The 22,191-nt window shown below is 33.1% G+C and carries 16 protein-coding genes; 6 read left to right on the forward strand and 10 right to left on the reverse strand.

Annotation, left to right across the window (positions count from 1 at the left end; translation table 11 throughout):
- From tuf to M915_RS03595, 7 genes are all read right to left on the reverse strand, one after another.
- Positions 1-1,194 (reverse strand): elongation factor Tu, encoded by a 1,194-nt coding sequence (gene tuf / locus M915_RS03565; RefSeq protein ID WP_036729400.1) that lies wholly within the window; start codon positions 1,192-1,194, stop codon positions 1-3.
- A 21-nt stretch (positions 1,195-1,215) separates the two neighbouring features.
- Complete coding sequence (gene fusA, locus M915_RS03570) at positions 1,216-3,294, reverse strand: elongation factor G (RefSeq protein ID WP_036729403.1); 2,079 nt, start codon at positions 3,292-3,294, stop codon at positions 1,216-1,218.
- Positions 3,295-3,309: 15 nt separating this feature from the next.
- Positions 3,310-3,780, reverse strand: coding sequence for a 30S ribosomal protein S7 (gene rpsG / locus M915_RS03575; protein WP_009221949.1), 471 nt, complete (start codon positions 3,778-3,780; stop codon positions 3,310-3,312).
- A gap of 89 nt (positions 3,781-3,869) precedes the next feature.
- Positions 3,870-4,283: a 30S ribosomal protein S12 gene (rpsL, locus tag M915_RS03580; RefSeq protein ID WP_009221948.1), complete on the reverse strand. Its 414-nt coding sequence runs from the start codon at positions 4,281-4,283 to the stop codon at positions 3,870-3,872.
- Positions 4,284-4,669: 386 nt separating this feature from the next.
- Positions 4,670-8,239, reverse strand: a complete 3,570-nt coding sequence (rpoC, locus tag M915_RS03585; protein WP_036729406.1) for a DNA-directed RNA polymerase subunit beta' — start codon at positions 8,237-8,239, stop codon at positions 4,670-4,672.
- Between the two features lie 33 nt (positions 8,240-8,272).
- On the reverse strand, positions 8,273-12,028 hold the full coding sequence (gene rpoB, locus M915_RS03590; protein ID WP_036729409.1) for a DNA-directed RNA polymerase subunit beta: 3,756 nt from the start codon (positions 12,026-12,028) through the stop codon (positions 8,273-8,275).
- A 157-nt stretch (positions 12,029-12,185) separates the two neighbouring features.
- On the reverse strand, positions 12,186-13,013 hold the full coding sequence (locus tag M915_RS03595) for an endo alpha-1,4 polygalactosaminidase (protein ID WP_036729411.1): 828 nt from the start codon (positions 13,011-13,013) through the stop codon (positions 12,186-12,188).
- A 124-nt stretch (positions 13,014-13,137) separates the two neighbouring features.
- On the opposite strand from M915_RS03595, the gene M915_RS03600 reads away from it, so the two are divergent.
- Positions 13,138-13,938, forward strand: a complete 801-nt coding sequence (locus M915_RS03600; protein ID WP_036729414.1) for a zinc dependent phospholipase C family protein — start codon at positions 13,138-13,140, stop codon at positions 13,936-13,938.
- Positions 13,935-15,164, forward strand: coding sequence for an MFS transporter (locus tag M915_RS03605; protein WP_036729416.1), 1,230 nt, complete (start codon positions 13,935-13,937; stop codon positions 15,162-15,164). Before M915_RS03600 ends, M915_RS03605 begins: the two co-directional genes overlap by 4 nt.
- 110 nt (positions 15,165-15,274) lie before the next feature.
- Here the strand turns inward: M915_RS03605 and M915_RS03610 are convergent, their stop codons facing one another.
- Together M915_RS03610 and M915_RS03615 are read right to left on the reverse strand one after the other, a co-directional pair.
- Complete coding sequence (locus M915_RS03610; RefSeq protein ID WP_036729418.1) at positions 15,275-16,117, reverse strand: bifunctional 5,10-methylenetetrahydrofolate dehydrogenase/5,10-methenyltetrahydrofolate cyclohydrolase; 843 nt, start codon at positions 16,115-16,117, stop codon at positions 15,275-15,277.
- A 9-nt stretch (positions 16,118-16,126) separates the two neighbouring features.
- Complete coding sequence (locus tag M915_RS03615) at positions 16,127-17,194, reverse strand: M24 family metallopeptidase (RefSeq protein ID WP_036729421.1); 1,068 nt, start codon at positions 17,192-17,194, stop codon at positions 16,127-16,129.
- A 93-nt stretch (positions 17,195-17,287) separates the two neighbouring features.
- Here M915_RS03615 and M915_RS03620 point away from each other — a divergent pair, with 93 nt between their 5' ends.
- Positions 17,288-17,857 carry a hypothetical protein gene (locus M915_RS03620; protein WP_036729423.1) on the forward strand — a complete coding sequence of 190 codons (570 nt, stop codon included), beginning with the start codon at positions 17,288-17,290 and terminating at the stop codon, positions 17,855-17,857.
- A gap of 97 nt (positions 17,858-17,954) precedes the next feature.
- Entirely contained in the window at positions 17,955-18,860 is a 906-nt protein-coding gene (locus tag M915_RS03625; RefSeq protein ID WP_051259782.1) for an LCP family protein, read from the forward strand.
- Positions 18,861-19,024: 164 nt separating this feature from the next.
- On the opposite strand, the gene M915_RS03630 is transcribed toward M915_RS03625, so the two are convergent.
- A complete protein-coding gene (locus M915_RS03630) occupies positions 19,025-19,690 on the reverse strand; it encodes a Crp/Fnr family transcriptional regulator (protein WP_036729426.1) in 666 nt (221 codons plus the stop codon).
- A gap of 108 nt (positions 19,691-19,798) precedes the next feature.
- Here M915_RS03630 and M915_RS03635 point away from each other — a divergent pair, with 108 nt between their 5' ends.
- On the forward strand, positions 19,799-21,328 hold the full coding sequence (locus tag M915_RS03635) for a YjjI family glycine radical enzyme (protein WP_036729429.1): 1,530 nt from the start codon (positions 19,799-19,801) through the stop codon (positions 21,326-21,328).
- Complete coding sequence (locus M915_RS03640) at positions 21,321-22,052, forward strand: radical SAM protein (RefSeq protein WP_036729431.1); 732 nt, start codon at positions 21,321-21,323, stop codon at positions 22,050-22,052. The genes M915_RS03635 and M915_RS03640 overlap by 8 nt, the downstream gene beginning before the upstream one ends.
- Positions 22,053-22,191: the final 139 nt, after the last annotated feature.

Raw genomic sequence — 22,191 nt, forward strand, 5'->3', positions numbered from 1 at the left:
TTATTCAATTATTTTTGATACTACTCCTGATGCTACTGTTCTTCCACCTTCTCTTATCGCAAATCTTAATCCTTCGTCCATTGCGATTGGTGTGATTAGAGTTACTGTAAATGTTGAGTTATCTCCTGGCATTACCATTTCTACTCCTTCTGCCAATTGGATATCTCCTGTTACGTCTGTTGTTCTGAAGTAGAATTGTGGTCTGTATCCGTTAAAGAATGGTGTGTGTCTTCCACCTTCTTCTTTTGATAGTACGTATACTTCGGCTTCGAATTTTGTGTGTGGATGTATTGAGTTTGGTGCTGCTAATACTTGTCCTCTTTCGATTTCTGTTCTTTGTACTCCTCTTAGTAGTGCTCCGATGTTATCTCCTGCTTGTGCTTGGTCTAGTTGTTTTTTGAACATTTCTACTCCGGTTACTACTACTGTTCTCTTTTCTTCTGTTAGGCCTACTAGTTCTACGTTGTCTCCTACTTTTACTGTTCCTCTTTCTACTCTTCCTGTTGCTACTGTTCCTCTTCCTGTGATTGAGAATACGTCTTCTACCGGCATTAGGAATGGATGGTCTACGTCTCTTGCCGGTTCCGGAATGTATCTGTCTACTTCTTCCATTAGTTTTAGTACTTTTTCTCCCCATTCTCCGTCCGGATCTTCTAATGCTTTTAATGCTGATCCTACTACGATTGGTGTGTTGTCTCCGTCAAAGTCGTATTCGTTTAATAGGTCTCTTACTTCCATTTCTACTAATTCTATTAGTTCCGGATCGTCTACTTGGTCTTCTTTGTTTAGGAATACTACGATTTGTGGTACGCCTACTTGTCTTGCTAGTAGTATGTGTTCTCTTGTTTGTGGCATTGGACCGTCTGCTGCTGAACATACTAGGATTGCTCCGTCCATTTGAGCTGCTCCTGTTATCATGTTCTTTACGTAGTCGGCGTGTCCCGGACAGTCTACGTGTGCGTAGTGTCTGTTTGCTGTTTCGTATTCTACGTGTGATGTTGAGATTGTGATTCCTCTTTCTCTTTCTTCCGGTGCTTTGTCTATGTGTGCGTAGTCTACGAATTCTCCGCCACCGAATTTTTTGCTTAATACTAATGTTATTGCTGCTGTTAATGTTGTTTTACCGTGGTCTACGTGTCCTATTGTTCCAATGTTTACGTGCGGTTTTGTTCTTTCAAATTTTGCTTTTGCCATTTTAAAAAACCTCCTAAGGAATTAATTTTTATTTTTATCTCCTAATACCTCGTCAGCTATTGACTTTGGTACTTGTTCATAGTGATCAAATTGCATTGAATAATTTGCTCTACCTTGTGTGTTTGAACGAAGTGCTGTTGCATAACCGAACATTTCTGCAAGTGGAACATAAGATGTAACTATTTGAGCTCCACTTACTAATTCCATACCTTCCATTCTTCCACGTCTTGAATTGACATCTCCGATTACATCTCCCATATATTCTTCCGGAGTTGTAATTTCAACTTTCATTGTTGGTTCAAGTAATACAGGTGAACCCTTTGCAAGTGCATCTCTAAGAGCCATAGAACCTGCTATCTTAAATGCCATTTCTGATGAGTCTACTTCATGGTATGAACCATCATATAGTGTAACTTTTATATCAAGTACTTCATATCCGCCAAGGATACCTGATTTTAATGCTTCTTCAATACCTTGTTGAACAGGACCTACATATTCTTTAGGAATTGATCCACCAACAATTGCATTTTCAAATACAAATCCGCTACCCGGTTCAAGTGGTTCTACTTTTATCTTAGCATGACCATATTGTCCACGTCCACCCGATTGACGTACATATTTTCCTTCACCTTCTGCAGGCTTAGTAATTGATTCTCTATAAGATACTTGTGGGTTACCTATATTAGCTTCCACCTTAAATTCTCTTAACATTCTATCTACGATAATATCAAGGTGAAGCTCTCCCATTCCTGCTATGATTGTTTGACCTGTTTCTTCATCAGTATAAGTTCTAAATGTCGGATCTTCTTCTGAAAGTTTTTGAAGTGCTATTGCCATCTTATCTTGAGATGCTTTTGTCTTCGGTTCGATTGCTACAGATATTACAGGTTCAGGGAATTCCATCTTTTCAAGAATTACTTGGCTCTTTTCATCGCAAAGTGTATCTCCTGTTGTAGTATCTTTTAATCCTACTGCAGCAGCAATTTCTCCTGCATATACTTCTTCAACTTCTTCACGCTTGTTTGCATGCATTAAAAGAATACGACCTATTCTTTCTCTCTTACCTTTTGTTGAATTTAATACGTAAGAACCTGCTGTTAATTTTCCTGAGTAAACTCTAAAATATGCAAGTTTTCCTACATATGGGTCTGTTACTATCTTAAATGCTAATGCAGATAGTGGTTCTTCATCTGATGCATGTCTTTCAATTTCTTCTCCTGTATCTACTGATATACCTTTTATTGCAGGAATGTCAGTTGGAGCAGGTAGATAATCTACTATTGCATCAAGAAGTAATTGTACCCCTTTGTTTTTATATGATGAACCGCAAGTTACAGGAGTCATTTCAACTGCAAGAGTTCCTTTTCTGATTGCTTTTTTCAGCTGTTCCTTAGTAACTTCTTCGCCTTCTAAGTAAGCCATCATAAGTTCTTCATCAAATTCAGAAACTTTTTCAATTAAATTATCTCTATATTGTTCTGCAAGTTCTCTATATTCTTCCGGTACTTCTGTTACTTCAATTTCTGTACCGTCTTCATTTTTGTATATTTCAGCAAGCATCTCAACAAGGTCAATCATTCCTATAAAATGATCTTCTGCTCCCATAGGAATTTGAATTGGAACAGGATTACCTTTTAATCTTCTATCAATTGTTTCAACTGATCTGAAGAAATCAGCACCTGTTATATCCATCTTATTGATATGTGCTATTCTTGGAACGCGATATTTATCAGCTTGTCTCCAAACTGTTTCTGATTGAGGTTCTACACCACTCTTTGCATCAAATAGTGCCACTGCACCGTCAAGTACTCTAAGTGATCTTTCTACCTCAACTGTAAAGTCAACGTGTCCCGGAGTATCTATAATGTTTAGTCTATGTCCCTTCCAAAAAGCAGTTGTTGCTGCTGAAGTTATTGTAATACCTCTTTCTTGTTCTTGAGCCATCCAGTCCATTTGAGCTGCACCTTCATGAGTTTCCCCAATCTTGTGAATCTTTCCTGTATAGTAAAGAATACGCTCTGTTGTTGTAGTCTTTCCGGCATCAATATGGGCCATAATACCTAAATTTCTTACTTTATCTAATGGTATTTCTCGAGCCATCGGCTTCCTCCCTTTTTACCATCTATAGTGAGCAAAGGCCTTATTAGCTTCTGCTGTTCTATGCATTTCTTCTTTTCTCTTCACGCTTGCGCCTAATCCGTTAGATGCATCTAAAATTTCTTTAGCAAGCCTTTGATCCATTGTATGTTCTCCTCTTGCTCTTGCAAATTTTACTAACCATCTAAGTCCTAATGTTTGACGTCTTTCAGGTCTAACTTCGATTGGAACTTGATATGTTGCTCCCCCGATTCTTCTACCCTTTACTTCTAATACAGGCATTACATTATTCAATGCCTTATAGAATACCTCTAAAGCTTCTTCTCCAGTTGATTCTTGGATGCTTTCAAGAGCTTTATATACTATTCTTTGAGCTGTTCCTTTTTTTCCATCTAACATTACGTTGTTAATAAGCTTTGTTATAACAACATCTTCATAAACCGGATCAGCCATCACTTCTCTTTTTTGTATATGTCCTTTTCTTGGCATAACTTCCCTCCTTAACTATTTATAGTCGATTCATTGGTACTCGAACTTTTCGTAAGCCAAAAATCTATATAAAAGTATTAAAAATCAAATTACTTCTTTGGTCTCTTAGTACCATATTTAGATCTTGCTTGTCTTCTTGTGTCAACACCTGCTGTATCAAGAGTTCCTCTAATAATGTGATATCTAACCCCCGGTAAGTCCTTTACTCTTCCACCACGAATTAATACAACACTATGCTCTTGAAGATTGTGTCCGATTCCCGGAATATAAGCCATTACTTCGTATCCGTTTGTTAAACGAACTCTGGCTACCTTTCTCAATGCAGAGTTAGGTTTCTTAGGTGTTACTGTTCTTACAGCTACACATACCCCTCTCTTTTGTGGAGAGTTTACCTCTGTTTCTACTTTTCTAAGTGAATCGTAGTTTACATCAAGTGCCGGTGATTTTGACTTTGTTTCAACCTTTTTTCTACCATTTCTAACCAATTGGTTTATAGTTGGCATTAAGGCACCTCCTTGTTTAAATTTTATATTAATATTGCCTTTATGGCATTAATACCTATACCAACAGTTCTAATCTAAATTAATTTTTAACTTTCAATTAAGAACATCTAAAATAACACACCACTAAGACTATCCATATAGATAGTCTTAGATAATTACTAAAATACCTAATAAGTATATCACTGAGTAAGTCTTAAGTCAACTTTATTTATCCGATAATTCTCTGTTTTTGTATGTAACATTTCAATAAATTTGAAATCAAAAATAAAAAATATATATGAATAATATTATACAAAGTCAAATATATTTACAACATGACTTGTAAACCAGTCTTACACAATAAAAATATAAAAGATCCGTCGGATTTCTCCGACAGATCTTTTATATTATTCAACTTCTTCAAACTCACTTTCATCAAGTAATTCTGAATTTTCAAGCAGTTTAAAGTTTTCTTTAAGTTTTTCCGAAATTCCTATTTGCACTGTTCTGTTTTGTCTTGCTCCGGTACCCGCAGGGATTAATTGTCCAATTATGATATTTTCTTTTAATCCGTTTAACATATCTTGCTTTCCTTTTATCGCCGCATCCGTAAGCACTCTTGTTGTTTCTTGGAATGATGCAGCTGATAGGAATGAGTCAGTTGCAAGTGATGCTTTCGTGATACCGAGTAGATTTACTTCTCCTGTTGCAGGTTGAAGCCCCTTATCTATCATTTCTTTATTTGTATTTTTAAATTCATTTGCTTCTACAAGTGAACCTGGTAAGAACATTGTATCACCGGGATCTTCAATCTTATATTTAGAAAGCATTTGTTTTACAATTATTTCTATATGCTTATCGTTAATATCTACCCCTTGAAGTCTATAAACTCTTTGAACTTCTTTTACAATATATTCCTCAACACCTTTAGCGCCTTTTACACGAAGTAAATCTTGAGGATATACTGAACCTTGAGTAAGTTCATCGCCCTTTTGAACATAGTCTCCGTTTTTAACTTTAATTCTTGCTCCGTAAACTATATTATAGCTTTGTCTTTCTCCGTTCTTAGAAGTTACTATGACTTCACGTTTTCTATTCTGTTCTTTAATTTCTACTGTACCTTCAATTTCAGATATTACTGCAAGTCCCTTAGGTTTTCTTGCCTCGAAAAGCTCTTCTACACGAGGAAGACCTTGAGTTATATCCGCCGCCGATGCTACACCGCCTGTATGGAATGTACGCATTGTAAGCTGAGTACCGGGCTCTCCTATTGATTGAGCCGCTATTACACCTACCGCTTCTCCAATTCCAACCTTAGAACCTGTTGCAAGATTTCTACCATAGCAATGAGCGCACACGCCTGTTTTACATTTACATCCAAGTACTGTACGAACTTTAACTTCTTTTATTCCGGCAGCTACTATTTTATCTGCATCATCATCTGTAATTTCAGTATTGGCATGAACAATTATTTCATTTGTTTGCGGATCAATTACATCTTCAAATGAATATCTTCCTTCAATTCTGTCTTTTAACCCTTCAATTAATTCCTTGCCGTCCGTAAAATCTTTTGCTACTAAATATTCATCCGTACCGCAATCTTCTTCTTTTATTATTACTTGTTGTGATACATCTACAAGTCTTCTTGTCAAATAACCTGAGTCTGCTGTTCTAAGCGCTGTATCTGCAAGTCCTTTACGTGAACCGTGGGCAGACATATAAAACTCAAGTACTGAAAGCCCTTCTCTAAAGTTTGACTTTATAGGAACTTCTATTGTTCTTCCTGACGGAGATGCCATAAGTCCACGCATTCCGGCAAGTTGTCTAATTTGGTTTTTAGAACCTCTGGCTCCTGAGTCAGCCATTATATAAATATTATTAAGAGAATCAAAACCGTTCATAACTTCATCTGTAAGCTCATCAGTTGCATTATTCCAGATTTCAATTACCTTTTCATATCTTTCTTCATCCGATATTAAACCTCTTCTATAAGCTTTTTCATACTTTTGTACTTCTTTATCAGCTTTTGCTAAAATTTCAGGTTTAATGTCAGGAACTTCTACGTCTCCCATGGAAATGGAAATTGCTCCTATTGTTGAATAGTGATATCCTGTTGCTTTTATATTATCAAGCAGTTTTGCAGTCTCTATATTTCCATGTTTTTTATAGGTTTTTTCAATTATTACACCTAATAATTTTTTATCTATTACTCTATCTATTTCAAGAGAATATTTATCTACATTTCTATCTACAAAACCTAAATTTTGAGGAATAAATGAATTTATTATAAATCTTCCGACAGTAGAGTTTACAATTTTACCGCTTCTATCATTTTCATCTGCATATTTTCTAACGCCTACATGAGATTGTAAATGAAGATACCCACTTAAATAAGCGTGCATCATTTCATCAAAATCTTTAAAGATCATTCCGTCACCTTTTAAGTGATCTTTTCTATCAAGTGTTAGATAATAGCAACCCAAAATCATATCCTGTGTTGGAGTTGTAATAGGTTTACCATCTTTTAATGCAAGAATATTATTAGTAGAAAGCATTAGAAGTCTTGCTTCTGCTTGAGCCTCCATTGACAACGGAAGATGGACAGCCATTTGGTCCCCGTCAAAATCCGCATTATATGCAGTACATGAAAGTGGATGAAGTTTTATGGCTTTTCCCTCTACAAGTACAGGCTCAAATGCTTGAATTCCAAGTCTATGCAATGTAGGAGCACGATTTAAAAGTACAGGATGATCCTTTATTACTTCTTCAAGTACATCCCAAACCTCCGGACGCATTCTCTCTACCATTCTCTTTGCACTCTTAATATTATGTGCAAACCCGCCTGCAACAAGTTCTCTCATTACAAAAGGCTTAAATAGTTCAAGTGCCATATTTTTTGGAAGACCGCATTGATAAAATTTAAGTTCAGGTCCTACTACAATTACTGAACGCCCTGAATAATCAACACGCTTTCCAAGAAGATTTTGCCTAAAACGTCCTTGTTTACCTTTTAGCATCTCAGAAAGTGATTTCAAAGGTCTATTCCCCGGTCCTGTTACAGGTCTGCCTCTGCGACCGTTATCTATTAAAGCGTCTACCGCTTCCTGTAACATTCTTTTTTCATTTCTTACAATTATGTCAGGTGCATTTATGTCTAACAGCTTTCTAAGTCTGTTATTTCTGTTTATTATTCTTCTGTATAAATCATTTAAGTCTGATGTTGCAAATCTTCCTCCGTCCAATTGAACCATAGGTCTGATATCCGGCGGAATAACCGGAATTGCCTCAAGTATCATCCATTCAGGCTTATTGTTTGATTTTATAAAAGCTTCAATGACTTCAAGTCTTCTTGAAATTCTAACCTTTTTTTGTCCTGTAGATCTTTCAAGTTCTTCTGTAAGTGCCTTAGATTCAGCATCTAAATCTATTTTTTGCAAAAGTTCTTTTATTGCTTCAGCACCCATCTTAGCCTTAAATTTATCTCCATATTGAGCTCTATATTCTCTATACTCAGTTTCACTTAAAAGTTGCTTTAAATAAAGAGCTGTTTCGCCGGGCTCAACATATGTTACAACATAAGATGCAAAATACAATACCTTTTCAAGAGCCCTTGGACTCATGTCAAGTACAAGCCCCATTCTTGATGGTATTCCCTTAAAGTACCATATATGAGAAACAGGTGCAGCAAGCTCGATGTGTCCCATTCTCTCACGACGCACCTTAGCCTTTGTTACTTCTACTCCACACTTCTCACATACTACTCCCTTATATCTAACTCTCTTATACTTTCCACAATTACATTCCCAGTCCTTCGTAGGCCCGAATATTTTTTCGCAGAAAAGTCCATCTTTTTCAGGTTTAAGAGTTCTATAATTTATAGTTTCAGGTTTTTTTACTTCTCCATAAGACCATTCTCTGATCTTTTCAGGAGATGCAAGACCGATTTTTATTGAATGAAATAATTCATGTTCGCTCAAGGAGCACACTCTCCTTTCCTTGATAACTTATTACTACTCATAATCAGGCTCATTTTCAAAGGAACTTAAATCTTCCTCAAAAGTGCCCTCAAATTCATCTTCTTCATCTTCAATATCATCATCATAATTAACATCTTCATCATGAGACATTTTTCTGACAGCTCCCTGTGTAGGCGCTTGATTGTTTTCAATTAATTCTTTTACTTCATCAGAATCATTTCCGATAGTATCAATCTTATCTAAATCATCATCGTCAACTTGAAGGTCCACTTCATTTCCCTCATCATCAAGTACCTTAATTTCAAGAGCAAGAGATTCCAGTTCCTTAATTAAAACCTTAAAGGATTCCGGAATTCCCGGTTGAGGAATATTTTCTCCCTTAACAATTGATTCATAAGTCTTAACTCTTCCTACTATATCATCACTCTTAACTGTAAGCATTTCTTGAAGAGTATAGCTTGCTCCATATGCTTCAAGAGCCCAAACTTCCATCTCTCCAAATCTTTGTCCTCCAAACTGTGCCTTTCCTCCAAGAGGTTGTTGAGTCACAAGAGAATAAGGTCCTGTACTTCTTGCGTGAATTTTTTCATCAACAAGATGGTGAAGTTTTAACATATACATATATCCCACTGTTACCGGATGATCAAATTCTTCCCCGGTTCTTCCATCTCTAAGTTGAATTTTTCCATCAATAGGGTAACCCGCAAGGTCAAGCGCATCTGTTATATCTTTTTCATTTGCACCGTCAAATACAGGTGTTGCAACATGCCAACCCAATTTTTTTGCTGCAAGTCCAAGGTGAACCTCAAGTACTTGTCCGAGATTCATACGAGAAGGTACTCCAAGAGGATTTAGTACAATTTGAATTGGTGTTCCATCAGGCATATAAGGCATATCTTCTTTAGGAAGAACTCTTGAAATAACACCCTTATTTCCGTGTCTACCGCACATCTTATCTCCAACTTGGATTTTTCTCTTTGTAGCTACAAAAACTCTTACCATTTCATTTACTCCGGGTTGAAGTTCATCTCCACCCTTTCTTGTAAATGTCTTTACATCCACTACAATTCCGGATTCTCCATGAGGTAATCTAAGAGATGTATCTCTTACTTCTCTCGCTTTTTCTCCAAATATTGCACGAAGTAGTCTTTCTTCTGCAGAAAGTTCAGTTTCTCCTTTAGGAGTAACCTTTCCAACTAATATATTTCCCGGATTTACTTCTGCTCCGATTCGGATAATTCCACGCTCATCAAGATCTCTCAGCATGTCATCTCCAACATTAGGTATATCTCTTGTTATTTCTTCCGGTCCAAGCTTTGTATCTCTTGCTTCCGATTCATATTCTTCAATATGAAGAGATGTAAGAGTATCTTTTATTACAAGTTCTTGATTTACAAGTATCGCATCTTCATAGTTGTAACCTTCCCAGTTCATAAATGCAATCAGTATGTTTTTACCAAGAGCCATTTCTCCCTGATCTGTACTAGGTCCGTCGGCAATTATTTCGCCTTTTTTCACCATTTGGCCTTTTTCTACAATAGGTCTTTGATTAATAGTAGTACCTTGGTTACCACCTACAAATTTGTGCAATTTATATTTATCAACCACTCCATCCCCACTTCTCTTTAAATGGATTTCTGTGGCATCAACTTTTACTATTTCTCCATCATCAGTAGCTACAATTACTACTCCTGAGTCTTTTGCCGCTCTATATTCAATTCCCGTACCGATTATAGGTGCTTCAGTAGTTAATAGAGGAACTGCCTGACGCTGCATATTTGCTCCCATTAATGCTCTATTGGCGTCATCATTTTCAAGAAACGGAATCATAGCTGTACCAACCGCAACAATTTGTTGAGGAGATACGTCCATACATGTTACGCTCTTTGCATCATAAATATCTACTATTCCCTCATGTCCTCTGGCAACTACTCTGTCATTAATAAATTTTCCATTCTCATCAAGAGGCTCATTTGACTGAGCAATTATTTGCTCATATTCTACATCAGCTGTTATATACTCTATTTCATTAGTTACTATCCCCTCGCCAAGCTTTACTTTTCTGTAAGGGGCTTCTATAAAACCGTACTCATTAATTCTCGCATAGGTTGTAAGTGAAGTTATCAGTCCTATATTTGGTCCTTCTGGGGTTTCGATAGGACACATTCTTCCGTAGTGTGAATTATGGACGTCACGCACTTCAAATCCTGCTCTATCTCTACTTAACCCGCCAGGTCCAAGTGCAGATAACCTTCTTTTGTGTGTTAATTCTGATAGAGGGTTGTTTTGATCCATAAATTGTGACAACTGCGATGACCCAAAAAATTCTTTGATTGCAGCTGTTACAGGTCTTATATTTATCAGCGATTGAGGAGTTGTTGCATCTGAATCCTGAATTGTCATTCTCTCACGGATAACTCTTTCCATTCTTGAGATACCAATTCTAAATTGATTTTGCAAAAGCTCTCCTACACTTCTTATTCTTCTATTTCCAAGATGATCAATGTCATCTACAACGCCTACTCCTTCAAAAAGTCCGAATTCATAGCTTACAGCAGCAATAATATCATCAACTATAATGTGTTTAGGACTTAAAAGATTAATATTCTTTTTAAGTTCATTCTTTAAAGTTTCTACGTCTTCTGAATTTTCTTCAACTATTTGTTTAAAAAGAGGATAATAAATTTTTTCTCTATATCCAAGCTCTCTTAAGTCGAAAGGTAATTCAAAATCATCCGCATATGCAAAATTATTTCCTATAACTATTACGTCTCTATCAGCTTCTCCATCATGTTGAGATTTAATTGTAACAGTCAATCTGTTAATTCCACATCTTTCAATAGCAGATGCCATTTCTTCATTTATAAGTTCTCCTTCAGATACAAGAATTTCTCCAGTTTCAGGATTTACTATATCCTCACTTGCATAGTGATTTAAAATCCTTGCAGAAATTCCAAGTTTCTTATTGAACTTATATCTTCCTACATGAGCAAGATCATATCTTCTATTATCAAAAAACATATTTTCAAATAAAGACTTAGCTGAATCTATTGTAGGAGGCTCACCAGGTCTTAACTTTTTATAAATTTCAAGTAAAGCTTCATTCTTGTTTGAAGTTGTATCTTTTTCAAATGTCTTTAAGAGACTTTCACTTTCACCAAGCATTTGCTTGATTTCAAGATTTGATTCAATACCTATAGCTCTAAGAAGTATTGTTGCAGGAATTTTTCTTGTTCTGTCAATTCTAACATTTACTACACCTTGAGCATCCGTTTCAAACTCAATCCAAGCTCCACGATTCGGTATTAAAGTTGAAGAATATAATTTTTTTCCGGTTTTATCCGTTTCAACCTTATAATACGCACCAGGACTTCTAACAAGCTGAGATACTACAACACGTTCCGCTCCATTTATTATGAAAGTTCCGTTAGGAGTCATCAAAGGAATATCTCCCATAAAAACTTCCTGCTCCTTCACTTCCCCGGTTTCGGTATTAATAAGCCTTACCTTAACCTTAAGCGGTGCACAGTAATTTGTATCCCTTTGTTTGGATTCGTCAATATCATATTTAATCTCGTCGGAAATATAATAATCAACAAATTCCAAAATCAAATTTCCCGAATAATCTTCAATTGGAGATACATCGTCAAAAACCTCTTTCAATCCTTCTTTTAAAAGCCATTCAAAAGAATCTGTCTGCACTTCAATAAGGTTTGGAAGACTTAGTACCTCGTCTATTCGAGAAAAACTCATTCTTTCTCTCTTCCCATATTTCACAGGATGTACCATTAAATTATTCACCCCTCAAATTCTATCGCAGATTAAACTGCTACCTAATTTAGAGAACACTACGCCACTCTAATTATTATTATGCAATTTATTATATTACCATTTTCATAGCATTTTTGCAAGGTTTTAACAAAACTTTATTGATATTTTTTTAATTTCATAAAAGTTCTATCAATTCAGAAATATAATAGAGATAATTTTCATTTTCACACCATTGTTTTATTTTATTTTTAATGTTTTTATCTGTGCTGTATTCCAAAACATATACTTTCATACCAAAATTTTTACATATTGACAAATATTCTTTAAAATAATTTATTTCTTCTATATTATTTCTCTCGCAAAGTCTATCATTTTCAAAATCTATTGATGTTAATACACACTCTTGATTTACTCCGTCAACTATTTTATAAATCTCATCACTTTTAACAGCCTCTCTCATAAAACTGTCGCCTCCGTTTATTATTATCGGAAGACCGAGTTTATTTAATTCATATAAAATATTTAAAATACCTTCATATATTTCGGAACTCGGATATTCATACCACACATCTATATTATCTACAAAAAAACCGTCTATCTTCTTGTCAATATAGCTTCCGGCAATATCTTCTATTATAAATTTTTTCCATCTGCTGTCAGAAACATCTATCCACCTTTCTTCACTCCAATTTTCATAGTTTCCCATTGTAATAGACTTGAATTCATCATAATATGGTCTAAAACTTTCGATAGATCCTATATTTAAATAACTATACACTCTCTGCCCGTTAGAATGAATTTTTGCAATATCCGTATCTGAAAAATTACTCGCATCAACAACAATAAGTTCATAATTCTTCATTTTCTCTATTGAATCAGGTCCTGCCCCTATAAAAACTCCATATGGTTTTTTATTGTTTTCATCAATATTGCATGCACTAAAAAATAAAATACTAAATATCATGATTATAGATAAAATTTTTACTTCAGTTTTATTTCTCATACTATCACCATCCTCAACTAATAGATTCTATAAAATAATTTTACATCATCAATCAATATTTTTTAAGTTATTTTAACATATTAAATACTCGGCTAATGTGTTAAAATAAGTTTGGGAGGTCAATATGGCAAATTTATATACACACAATAAATTCGGGCTGATGCTTAGAGATAACTTAAGAGAAGATTTAAAGGAAATTGCATACAAATATGAAGCGGAATATTTAATCGGTCAACAAGGTCCTGATCCTTTTTATTTTAATACAAGTTTTATAATTCATAAAATAAAACTTGCAGATGAAATTCATTCTAAATCTTTTATCGATTTTTTAAATAGAAATAAAAATCTTATAATGAGTGAAAAAATAGATTCCCCTGTAAGTGCATATTTTTTGGGTTCAATATGTCATTTTATACTGGACAGTAAAATTCATCCTGATGTAAATGCACTTATAACATCTGATTATTCACACTGTGATATTGAATATGAACTCGACAGATATTTTTTAATTACAGATGATTCTGATCCTAAAAGATTTAAAGAATATAATTTAATCCCAAATACAAATGCAATTTGCAAAAATATACATCCACTCTATGAAAGCTACAACGTCAGCTTTAACGATGTAAAAAATTCCTTAAGCGGCTTTAGAAGTTGGAAAAAATTTTTCCATTGCGAAAGTAAATTTAAGGAGAACTTTCTATTATCATTAATGGATTTACTTGGAGTTAAAAAAGATTACAGCGGTCAAATACTAAGAGCTGTTCCCTTTAAAGAATCTAAACACTCAAATGAAGTTTTATCCGATATTTTTTATAGTTCACTTAAATCAGCTCCAAAACTTATTGACAACATATTTAATGTAATATTTGAAGATGACCTGCCGGCAAAAGATTTTTATATTAATTATGAGGGGGAAGTATGAAAAAATTAACACCGCTTGAAAAAAAGTGGATATTTTATGATGTAGGTAACAGCGCCTTTATATTGCTGTCTACAACTATGATTCCTATTGTATTTAACAATCTTGCAGAGAAATTCCTTGATGCGGCTACATACCTTGCATATTGGGGGTACGGTATAACAATATCTACGATTGTGGTTGCAATTTTAGGTCCTGTTTTAGGTGCAATAGCAGATAATAAAGGAAGAAAAAATCTATTATTTTCAATATTTGTTATGTTTGGAGTAATGTCTCTAAGTTTAATGCCGTTTTCTAAAAATTATATGCTCTTTTTAGTTCTATATGTCATAACAAAAATAGGTTATAACGGCTCATTGATATTTTATGACAGTATGCTGCCGGATGTTACAACGGATGAAAATATGGATAAAGTTTCTTCGTACGGTTTCGCATGGGGATATATCGGAAGCTGCGTTCCTTTTATAATCTCAATCGCAATAATATTCGGCAAAGACAAACTGCATTTAAGTATGTCAAATGCCATTATAATTTCTTTCTTATTAAACGCAGTATGGTGGCTTGCATTTTCGCTTCCTCTTATTAAAAGCTATAAGCAAGTTCACTTTTTAGATACCGGCGTTGTAGGGATTAAAGAAGTGTATTCAAGACTGTTATTTACGCTTAAAGAAATCTTTGTAGATAAAAAAGTATTTTTGTTCCTGCTTTCTTTCTTATTCTACATTGACGGAGTATACACAATAATAAATATGGCAACAGCTTACGGAAAATCTCTCGGATTATCGTCAAACGGATTAATACTTGCACTGCTTGTTACACAACTTGTAGCTTTTCCGTGTGCAATATGGTTTGCTCATATTTCTAAAAAGTACTCAACAGATAAGCTTCTTAAAATTTGTATAATAGCTTATGGACTTATAGCCCTATATGCAATACAACTTGACCAATTATATGAATTTTGGATACTGGCAGTTGCAGTAGGTATGTTCCAAGGTGCTATACAAGCCCTATCACGTTCATACTATGTAAGAATAATACCTGCTGAAAGATCCGGAGAATACTTTGGAATCTATGATATATGCGGTAAGGGAGCATCTGTTTTTGGAACTCTTTTAATTTCGATTGTGTCTCAAATAACCGGACAACAAAATAAAGCAATATCACTTTTACTAATACTTTTTGTAATAGGATACTTCATATTTGATAAGGCTTCAAAAGTTAAACAATAAATGAAAAAGACTACAATAATATGTAGTCTTTTATTTATTAAACCGAATTTATAATCAAAATAAAATTCTTATTTTTCCCAATTTCTTTATAATTTATAAAATAACAACTATCAGTTATTCATTAAATTTTTAACTGCTTTTATAAGATGTTTTGCAAGTACATGTGTTGTTATCGAACCTACTCCTCCGGGCACAGGTGTAATTGCAAAGACTATTTCAGATACTTCATCAAAATTTACATCCCCGCACAATTTATTATTTTCATCAAGATTTATTCCAACATCAATTACAACAGTTTTTGATGATATATGTTCTTTCCCTATTAAGTTTCTAACTCCGGCTGCAGAAATTAAAACATCGGCATCTTTACATTCCGAAACTAAATCTCTCGTAAATTCATTGCAACTTACAACTGTGGCATCCTTCGCCATCATAAGAAGTGAAAGGGGTTTTCCTACAACTTTGCCGCAACCAACTATTACAACTTTTTTACCCCTGAGCTCATAATTAATACTTTCTAAAATTTCCATTACAGCTTGTGGAGTACATGGTGCAAAAAACTTTTCATTTCCAAGATAAATTCCCGCAAGATTCATCGGACTTATTCCATCAACATCTTTAAGCGGATTTATTATCCTCTCTACTAAAGAATCATCTAAATGATCAGGAAGAGGACGCATAAGTAAAATTCCGTGAACACTTTCATCATCATTTATCCTCTTAAAGTTTTCTATAAATTCATCTTGTGTAATCTCCATCGGAAAAGCTTCTATAACACATTTTATTCCGAATTCAGATAATTTTTTAACAGCACCCCTTTGATATGCAAGATCTGCAGCTTTTTCTCCTACTCTTATAATTGTAATGCAAGGTATTATTCCCATTAACTCATCTATGGAATCATTTATATCCACTGTAAGTTTTTTTGCAATTTCAGCTCCTCTTATAATCATAATTTCCTCCTATTCTACTATAGTAAGTTTCTTAGGATAGTTGTTTAAAACCTTACAGCCGTCTTCCGTTACAAGAACTAAATCCTCAATCCTAACGCCAACAACACCCGGAATATAAATTCCCGGCTCTATAGAAAATATATTTCCAACCTCCGCCACCTTAGTATTGGCAGAAGAAATATCTCCCTTATCATGAGTTTCAAGACCTATAAAATGTCCTGTTCTATGTGTAAAATATTCGCCATAGCCTGCATTTTCTATTACATCTCTTGTAGCTTTATCTATATCGCAAAATCTAACTCCGGGTTTTACTTTTGCAATACCTGCAAGATTTGCCGCAAGAACAGTTTCATAAACTTCTTTAGCTTTTTCACTTACATTTTTATAAAAAAATGTTCTTGTCATATCGGAACAATATCCATCAAGTAAACATCCCATATCTACTACAATACAATCTCCTTCTTTTTTTAGAGAGTTGTCATTTTCATGATGCGGATCAGAAGCATTGACCCCATAAGCTATTATAGGTTCAAAGCTGAAGGAATTGGACCCTAAACTTTCATATGCAGTTAAAAGATACTTTGCCATTTCTTCCTCACTTAAATTTTCCGAAAGTTTTCTTTTCATCATATCCATAGCCGCATCATTTACTTCAGAGGCCTTTATCATCTTTTCAATTTCATCTTTATCCTTGACCCCTCTTAAATCATCTACAATATATGATCCTTCAACGAAATCAATCTCATTGCAGTTTTGCATAAGAGGTAATAAAAATCTTGCCGGCATATTCTTATCCACACCGACAACACCCGATAAATTACAAGCTATCATATCAAAAGGATTTTCAGAGTCAGAATACCAAATAATTTCAGGTTCTGAATCATCACTTGCAGGAAATAATCTATTTAAAAATAATTTCATATTTCCATTTGCATCTATTAAAAGCATAAGTAATCTCTCTCCCGGACTAAACCACTTACCTATCAAATAAAATATTGAATACGGGTCAGTTATAAGCAGCTTATTAATTTCTTCTCTATTCATATACAATTTAACATTATTAATTCTACTGTTCATCTAAATCACTCCTCTTAATTAATTTTCCATCAATTAATATAATAAATTTTATCAACTAATATGGTATAATACAAGGAAAAGGAGGATAATTTTATGAATAAAACAAAAAATAAAAAAGAAATAAAATTATATAACTTAATTTTGCCGATATGGATTTTAATAGCATTTCCAGTTGTCTGGATATATACAATCCCTGCAAATTTTATAGTAGACAGTATAGTATTTTTATTCACATTGAAATTTTTAAACATTGAAAATAAAAAAGAAATATATAAAAAATCAATTATGAAAATAGTTATATTCGGTTTTCTAAGTGATATTATAGCAGGAATAGCTCTATTATTCTCTCTAATGGGTTTAACGGCAATTTCACGTAACAGCAAAATATTACAGGGATTATTCAAAAATAAACCATTCATAGATTACTTTGAGTTTGCGTTTTATAATCCTACAAAAAATTTGCCGAGCTTTTTGTTAGTCTTTGCCGCAATAGTAATAGCAGGCATATTAATCTATATATTTAATTCAAAATACAGTTTTACAAAAACAGACCTGACAAAAATTTTGAAAAAGAAAATTGCGTTATCGTTGGCAATTTTTACTGCGCCTTATTTTTTCCTATTGAGTCTTGAGTTTTGCAATAAATTCTTTAACATTTATTAACTATTGTAATAAAAAATTTTTTAAATTATCTCAATTTTTACTCACACTTTTTGAAAAAATAATGTATTATATTATTATGTCAAAAACAGGAGGATATATGAAAAAATTTTTTAAATTTTTACTAGGTTTTATTTTTACGATTATAATAGTATCAGCAGCAGCAATATACTTTTTATATCCAAAGATGGATGAAGCAGCAATAAACAACCTATTTAAAGGTCAAGATAAAATAAATATATTACTAATCGGAAAGGAATCACCGGTTACACTTGATACGCCCGATCCTAATGCACCTGCCCATTCAGACACACTAATGCTTGCAACAATAAATAAAGCTACAAATAAAATGCAGGTAGTGTCTATTCCAAGAGATACATACTTTGAGTATCTACCCGGTTCTAAAAAAAGACATCAAAAAATAAATGCAGCCTTTTTTATAAACGGAGCAGAAGGAACAATAGCTGCAATAGAAAAATTCTTAGATACAAAAATTGATAAATATATAGTCGTCGATTATAACACAGTAATACAAACTATAGATGCCGTAGGAGGTATGGATATAGATTGGGAATATGACGACTATTACTATACAGATGAATGGGTAAATCCACCTCTTGTAATCGATTTAAAACATGGTCCCAACCATTTAGACGGTCAAGCTGCACTAAACTATCTAAGAACAAGAAAAATATATAAGAATCAAGATATAGACAGAATAAAAGCGCAACAAAATTTTATGGCGGAACTTTTTCAAAAAGTTAAAAATCCTAAAAATGTAGTTTTAATACCTAAATTTTTGAAAATAATTGCCGAAAACACACAGACAAATATGACGAGAAATGAAATCCTCTCACTCGGATTCTACGGAGTAAAAAACATAAAAAAAGATGAAATAAACTTCAAGACATTACCCGGCGATGAATATAAACCGGGAAAAATATCTTTCTACAAAATAGATCAAGATGTTGCAAGAAAAGTTTTCTCAGAAGATTATGAAAAATAATAATTAGATTAAAAAGCAAGATGAGTTAAATTTCATCTTGCTTTTTTAGAATACTATCTTCACACATAAAGATAACAGGCATCATTATAATTACATGCAAACTCGTCTGACTTCGCCTATCTGCTCTGATAAATACACAATATATTTAAAATCAGCATGTCAGATTATAAATCTAAAAATTTTTCTATTTTCGTAAATCCCTGTTTATTTATTATAATATTTTGCCCTTGTCGTTTTATAAAATTTTTCTCCTCCCACTCATTTAAATATCTATAAACTGTCCTTACGTTTATATTAAACAAGTCTGCTAAAAAACTTTTATTGAATTCAATTTTACATGGCAGTTTATTTTCAAGTACTATGCTATAAAAATAATTTAAAATATTATATTCTATGCTGTGTGATTTTTTAATTATTTGCTGACTCATAAGTTCTACAGCAAAATTACTTACATAATTTAATGTTAAATTTAAAAGTTCAATATCATATTTAAGCTCTTTTTTAAATAATGACAATGGAATTCTGATTATTTTTATATTTGTAAGGCTTGTAATTGTTCCAATTGTATTGTCCATTCCTCCTAAAAATTCAAGCAACATAAAAATCTGCGGAGCTTTTAGGCTATTTGCTATAATTCTTTCTCCACTTTTTGAAAATTTACTTATAAATACACTACCCTGTACCAAAAAATCTATATACTCAACTCTTTCATCTTCAGCTATAATTATTTCTCCCTGAAAAAAATCATAAATTGACATTTTATTTCTAATTAAAAACTTTTCGTCAATTTGTTCTCCATTGAAAATTGATTTTAAAAATGCACCTAACATAATTTTCTCCTAATGTAAATTTAATTAAAAGTGACATAAGTCATATTTTATCTATCGACACTATTATATAATCTTATCAAGATAATATAAAGCTTTGGAGGAATTTTTATGGAAAGATTTTTTACAGTAGAACAAATTAAAAATGAAGTATTAAATACTATGCAAAATCCTGCTCTTACATATGAGCAACAAACTTCAAGATTAGCTAAAATATCAGAAAATATTATGGATTATCCCGTTAATGAAAACGATGATTTTTATAATTTATATGAGCTTGGAGAGATTTGTGATCTTGACGAAGGTCATGCTCCTTATGCTCCAAGATATATACTTCCGGACTATGAAAAACTTCTTAAAGAAGGCTGTGAGTTTTTAAGACTTACTCCGGCAAAAAATTTAAGAGAAGCAATAAATAATCTTTTAATCTTTTATCATCACGTTCCGTCAGTTACAAGGTTTCCCGTTTATATCGGTTCACTTGATAGACTTCTTGAACCGTTTATTGAAGATGAAAAAGATGCCGATGAAATTATAAGATTATTTTTAATCCAACTTGACAGAACAATCGACGATTCATTTTGTCATGCAAACATAGGTCCTGAAGAAACAAAAGCAGGAAACATAATTTTAAATAATCTTGCCTCACTTCAAAATGTAACTCCAAACCTAACACTGCTATATGATAAGGATTTAACTCCCGATAGTTTTGCGGAAAAAGCTATTGAGGCATCTATCGACTCTGCCAATCCTGCATTTGCAAATTTAAATTATTATCAAAAAGACTTCGGAAAAAATAAATTCGGCATCGCAAGTTGCTACAATGCACTCCCGGTTTGTGGAGGAGCATTTACGCTTTCAAGACTGAGACTTAACAAAATAGCACTTGCAGCAAAATCATATGATGACTTTTTTGAAAATACTATGCCGCACGCAATAGATACAATGCTCCATTTTATGGAAAGCAAAATTGATTTTTTAGTTAATAAAACCCAATTTTTTGAAACAAATTTTTTAGTAAAAGAAGGATTTGTAAAGAAAGAAAATTTTGTAGGTCTTTTTGGTGTTGTCGGACTGTATGAATGTGTAAATGAACTTGCAAAAAAGCTCAATGAAGATATTGAATTCGGACATAGTGATAAAGCAGATGAAATAGGTCTTAGGGTAATGGATGAACTTGAAAAAAGAGTTAAATCATTTAAAAGCAAGTATTCAAATATATGGAATCACGAATTTATGCTTCACTCTCAAGTAGGTGCGGCAAATGACGAGGGCACAACTGCAGGTGTTAGAATTAAAATTGGCAGAGAACCTATGATGTATGAACACATAACTCAAGCTGCAAAATTTCATAAATATTTTCCGTCAGGAGTTGGTGATCATTTTCCGTTTGAAAATACTGCAAAGAAGAATCCAAAAGCTGTACTTGACATATTCAAAGCCGCATTTGAAATGGGTATGAGATATATTTCTTCTTATGGAAGTGACTCTGACTTAATAAGAGTTACAGGTTATCTTGTAAAAAAATCAGACATAGAAAAAATAAATAGATGCGAACAAGTTTCTTATGATACAGTTCAATATGCACAAGATGCTTTTAATAAGTATGAACTTCTAAATCGTAAGGTAAGAAATGTGTAGAGCTCCTGTAAATCAATTTCTTCCGATGAGTTTAGTTGACGGTCCCGGTAACAGATGTGCAATATTTTTTCAAGGTTGTAATCTAAATTGCAGTTTTTGTCACAATCCTGAAACTATAAAAATAATACATTCGGAAGAAGAAAATGATGATATAAAATTTTATTCTGTTGATGAATTATTTGAAAAAGTAAAAAAAATCAGACCGTTTATCGTAGGTATTACGACAAGTGGCGGTGAATGTACTATTCATCATAAATTTTTAATTCAATTTTTTAAAAAAATAAAAACATTGAATTTAAATATACTTGTGGATACAAACGGATTAATTGATTTGTCAAATGAAAATATGAAAGAGCTCGTTGAATTAACTGACGGCTTTATGCTGGATATAAAGGCACTTGAAGAAAGCTCACATAAAAGAATTACCGGCAGTTCAAACAAGACAGTTTTAAAAAATATGCATTATCTTGCGAAACTTGGTAAACTTGAAGAAATAAGAACTGTATTAATGGCGGGAGAAGATAATCTTAAAATAGTTGATACGATAACAAAAGAATTATCTCCTTATTTGAAAATTAAAAATATTAGATATAAGCTTATTTCTTATAGGCCTTTTGGCGTTAGAAGTGAATTTTCAAATTTGCATTCCGTTTCAGATAATGAAAAAGAATATTTAAAAACAGTTGCACAGAAAAACGGCTTTACAGATATAGTTTTAATCTAAAAAAAGAGAAATGTAAATTACATTTCTCTTTTTATTAACACATATTAATCTTAAATCTTCTTTGCAATTTAAGATTAAAAATATTTATAATTATTAACCTATTCTGACAATAATAATTGAATTTTACAATAAATGACAT

Origin of the sequence: Peptoniphilus mikwangii, assembly GCF_000468535.1 — a bacterium.
Classification (GTDB): domain Bacteria; phylum Bacillota; class Clostridia; order Tissierellales; family Peptoniphilaceae; genus Anaerosphaera; species Anaerosphaera mikwangii.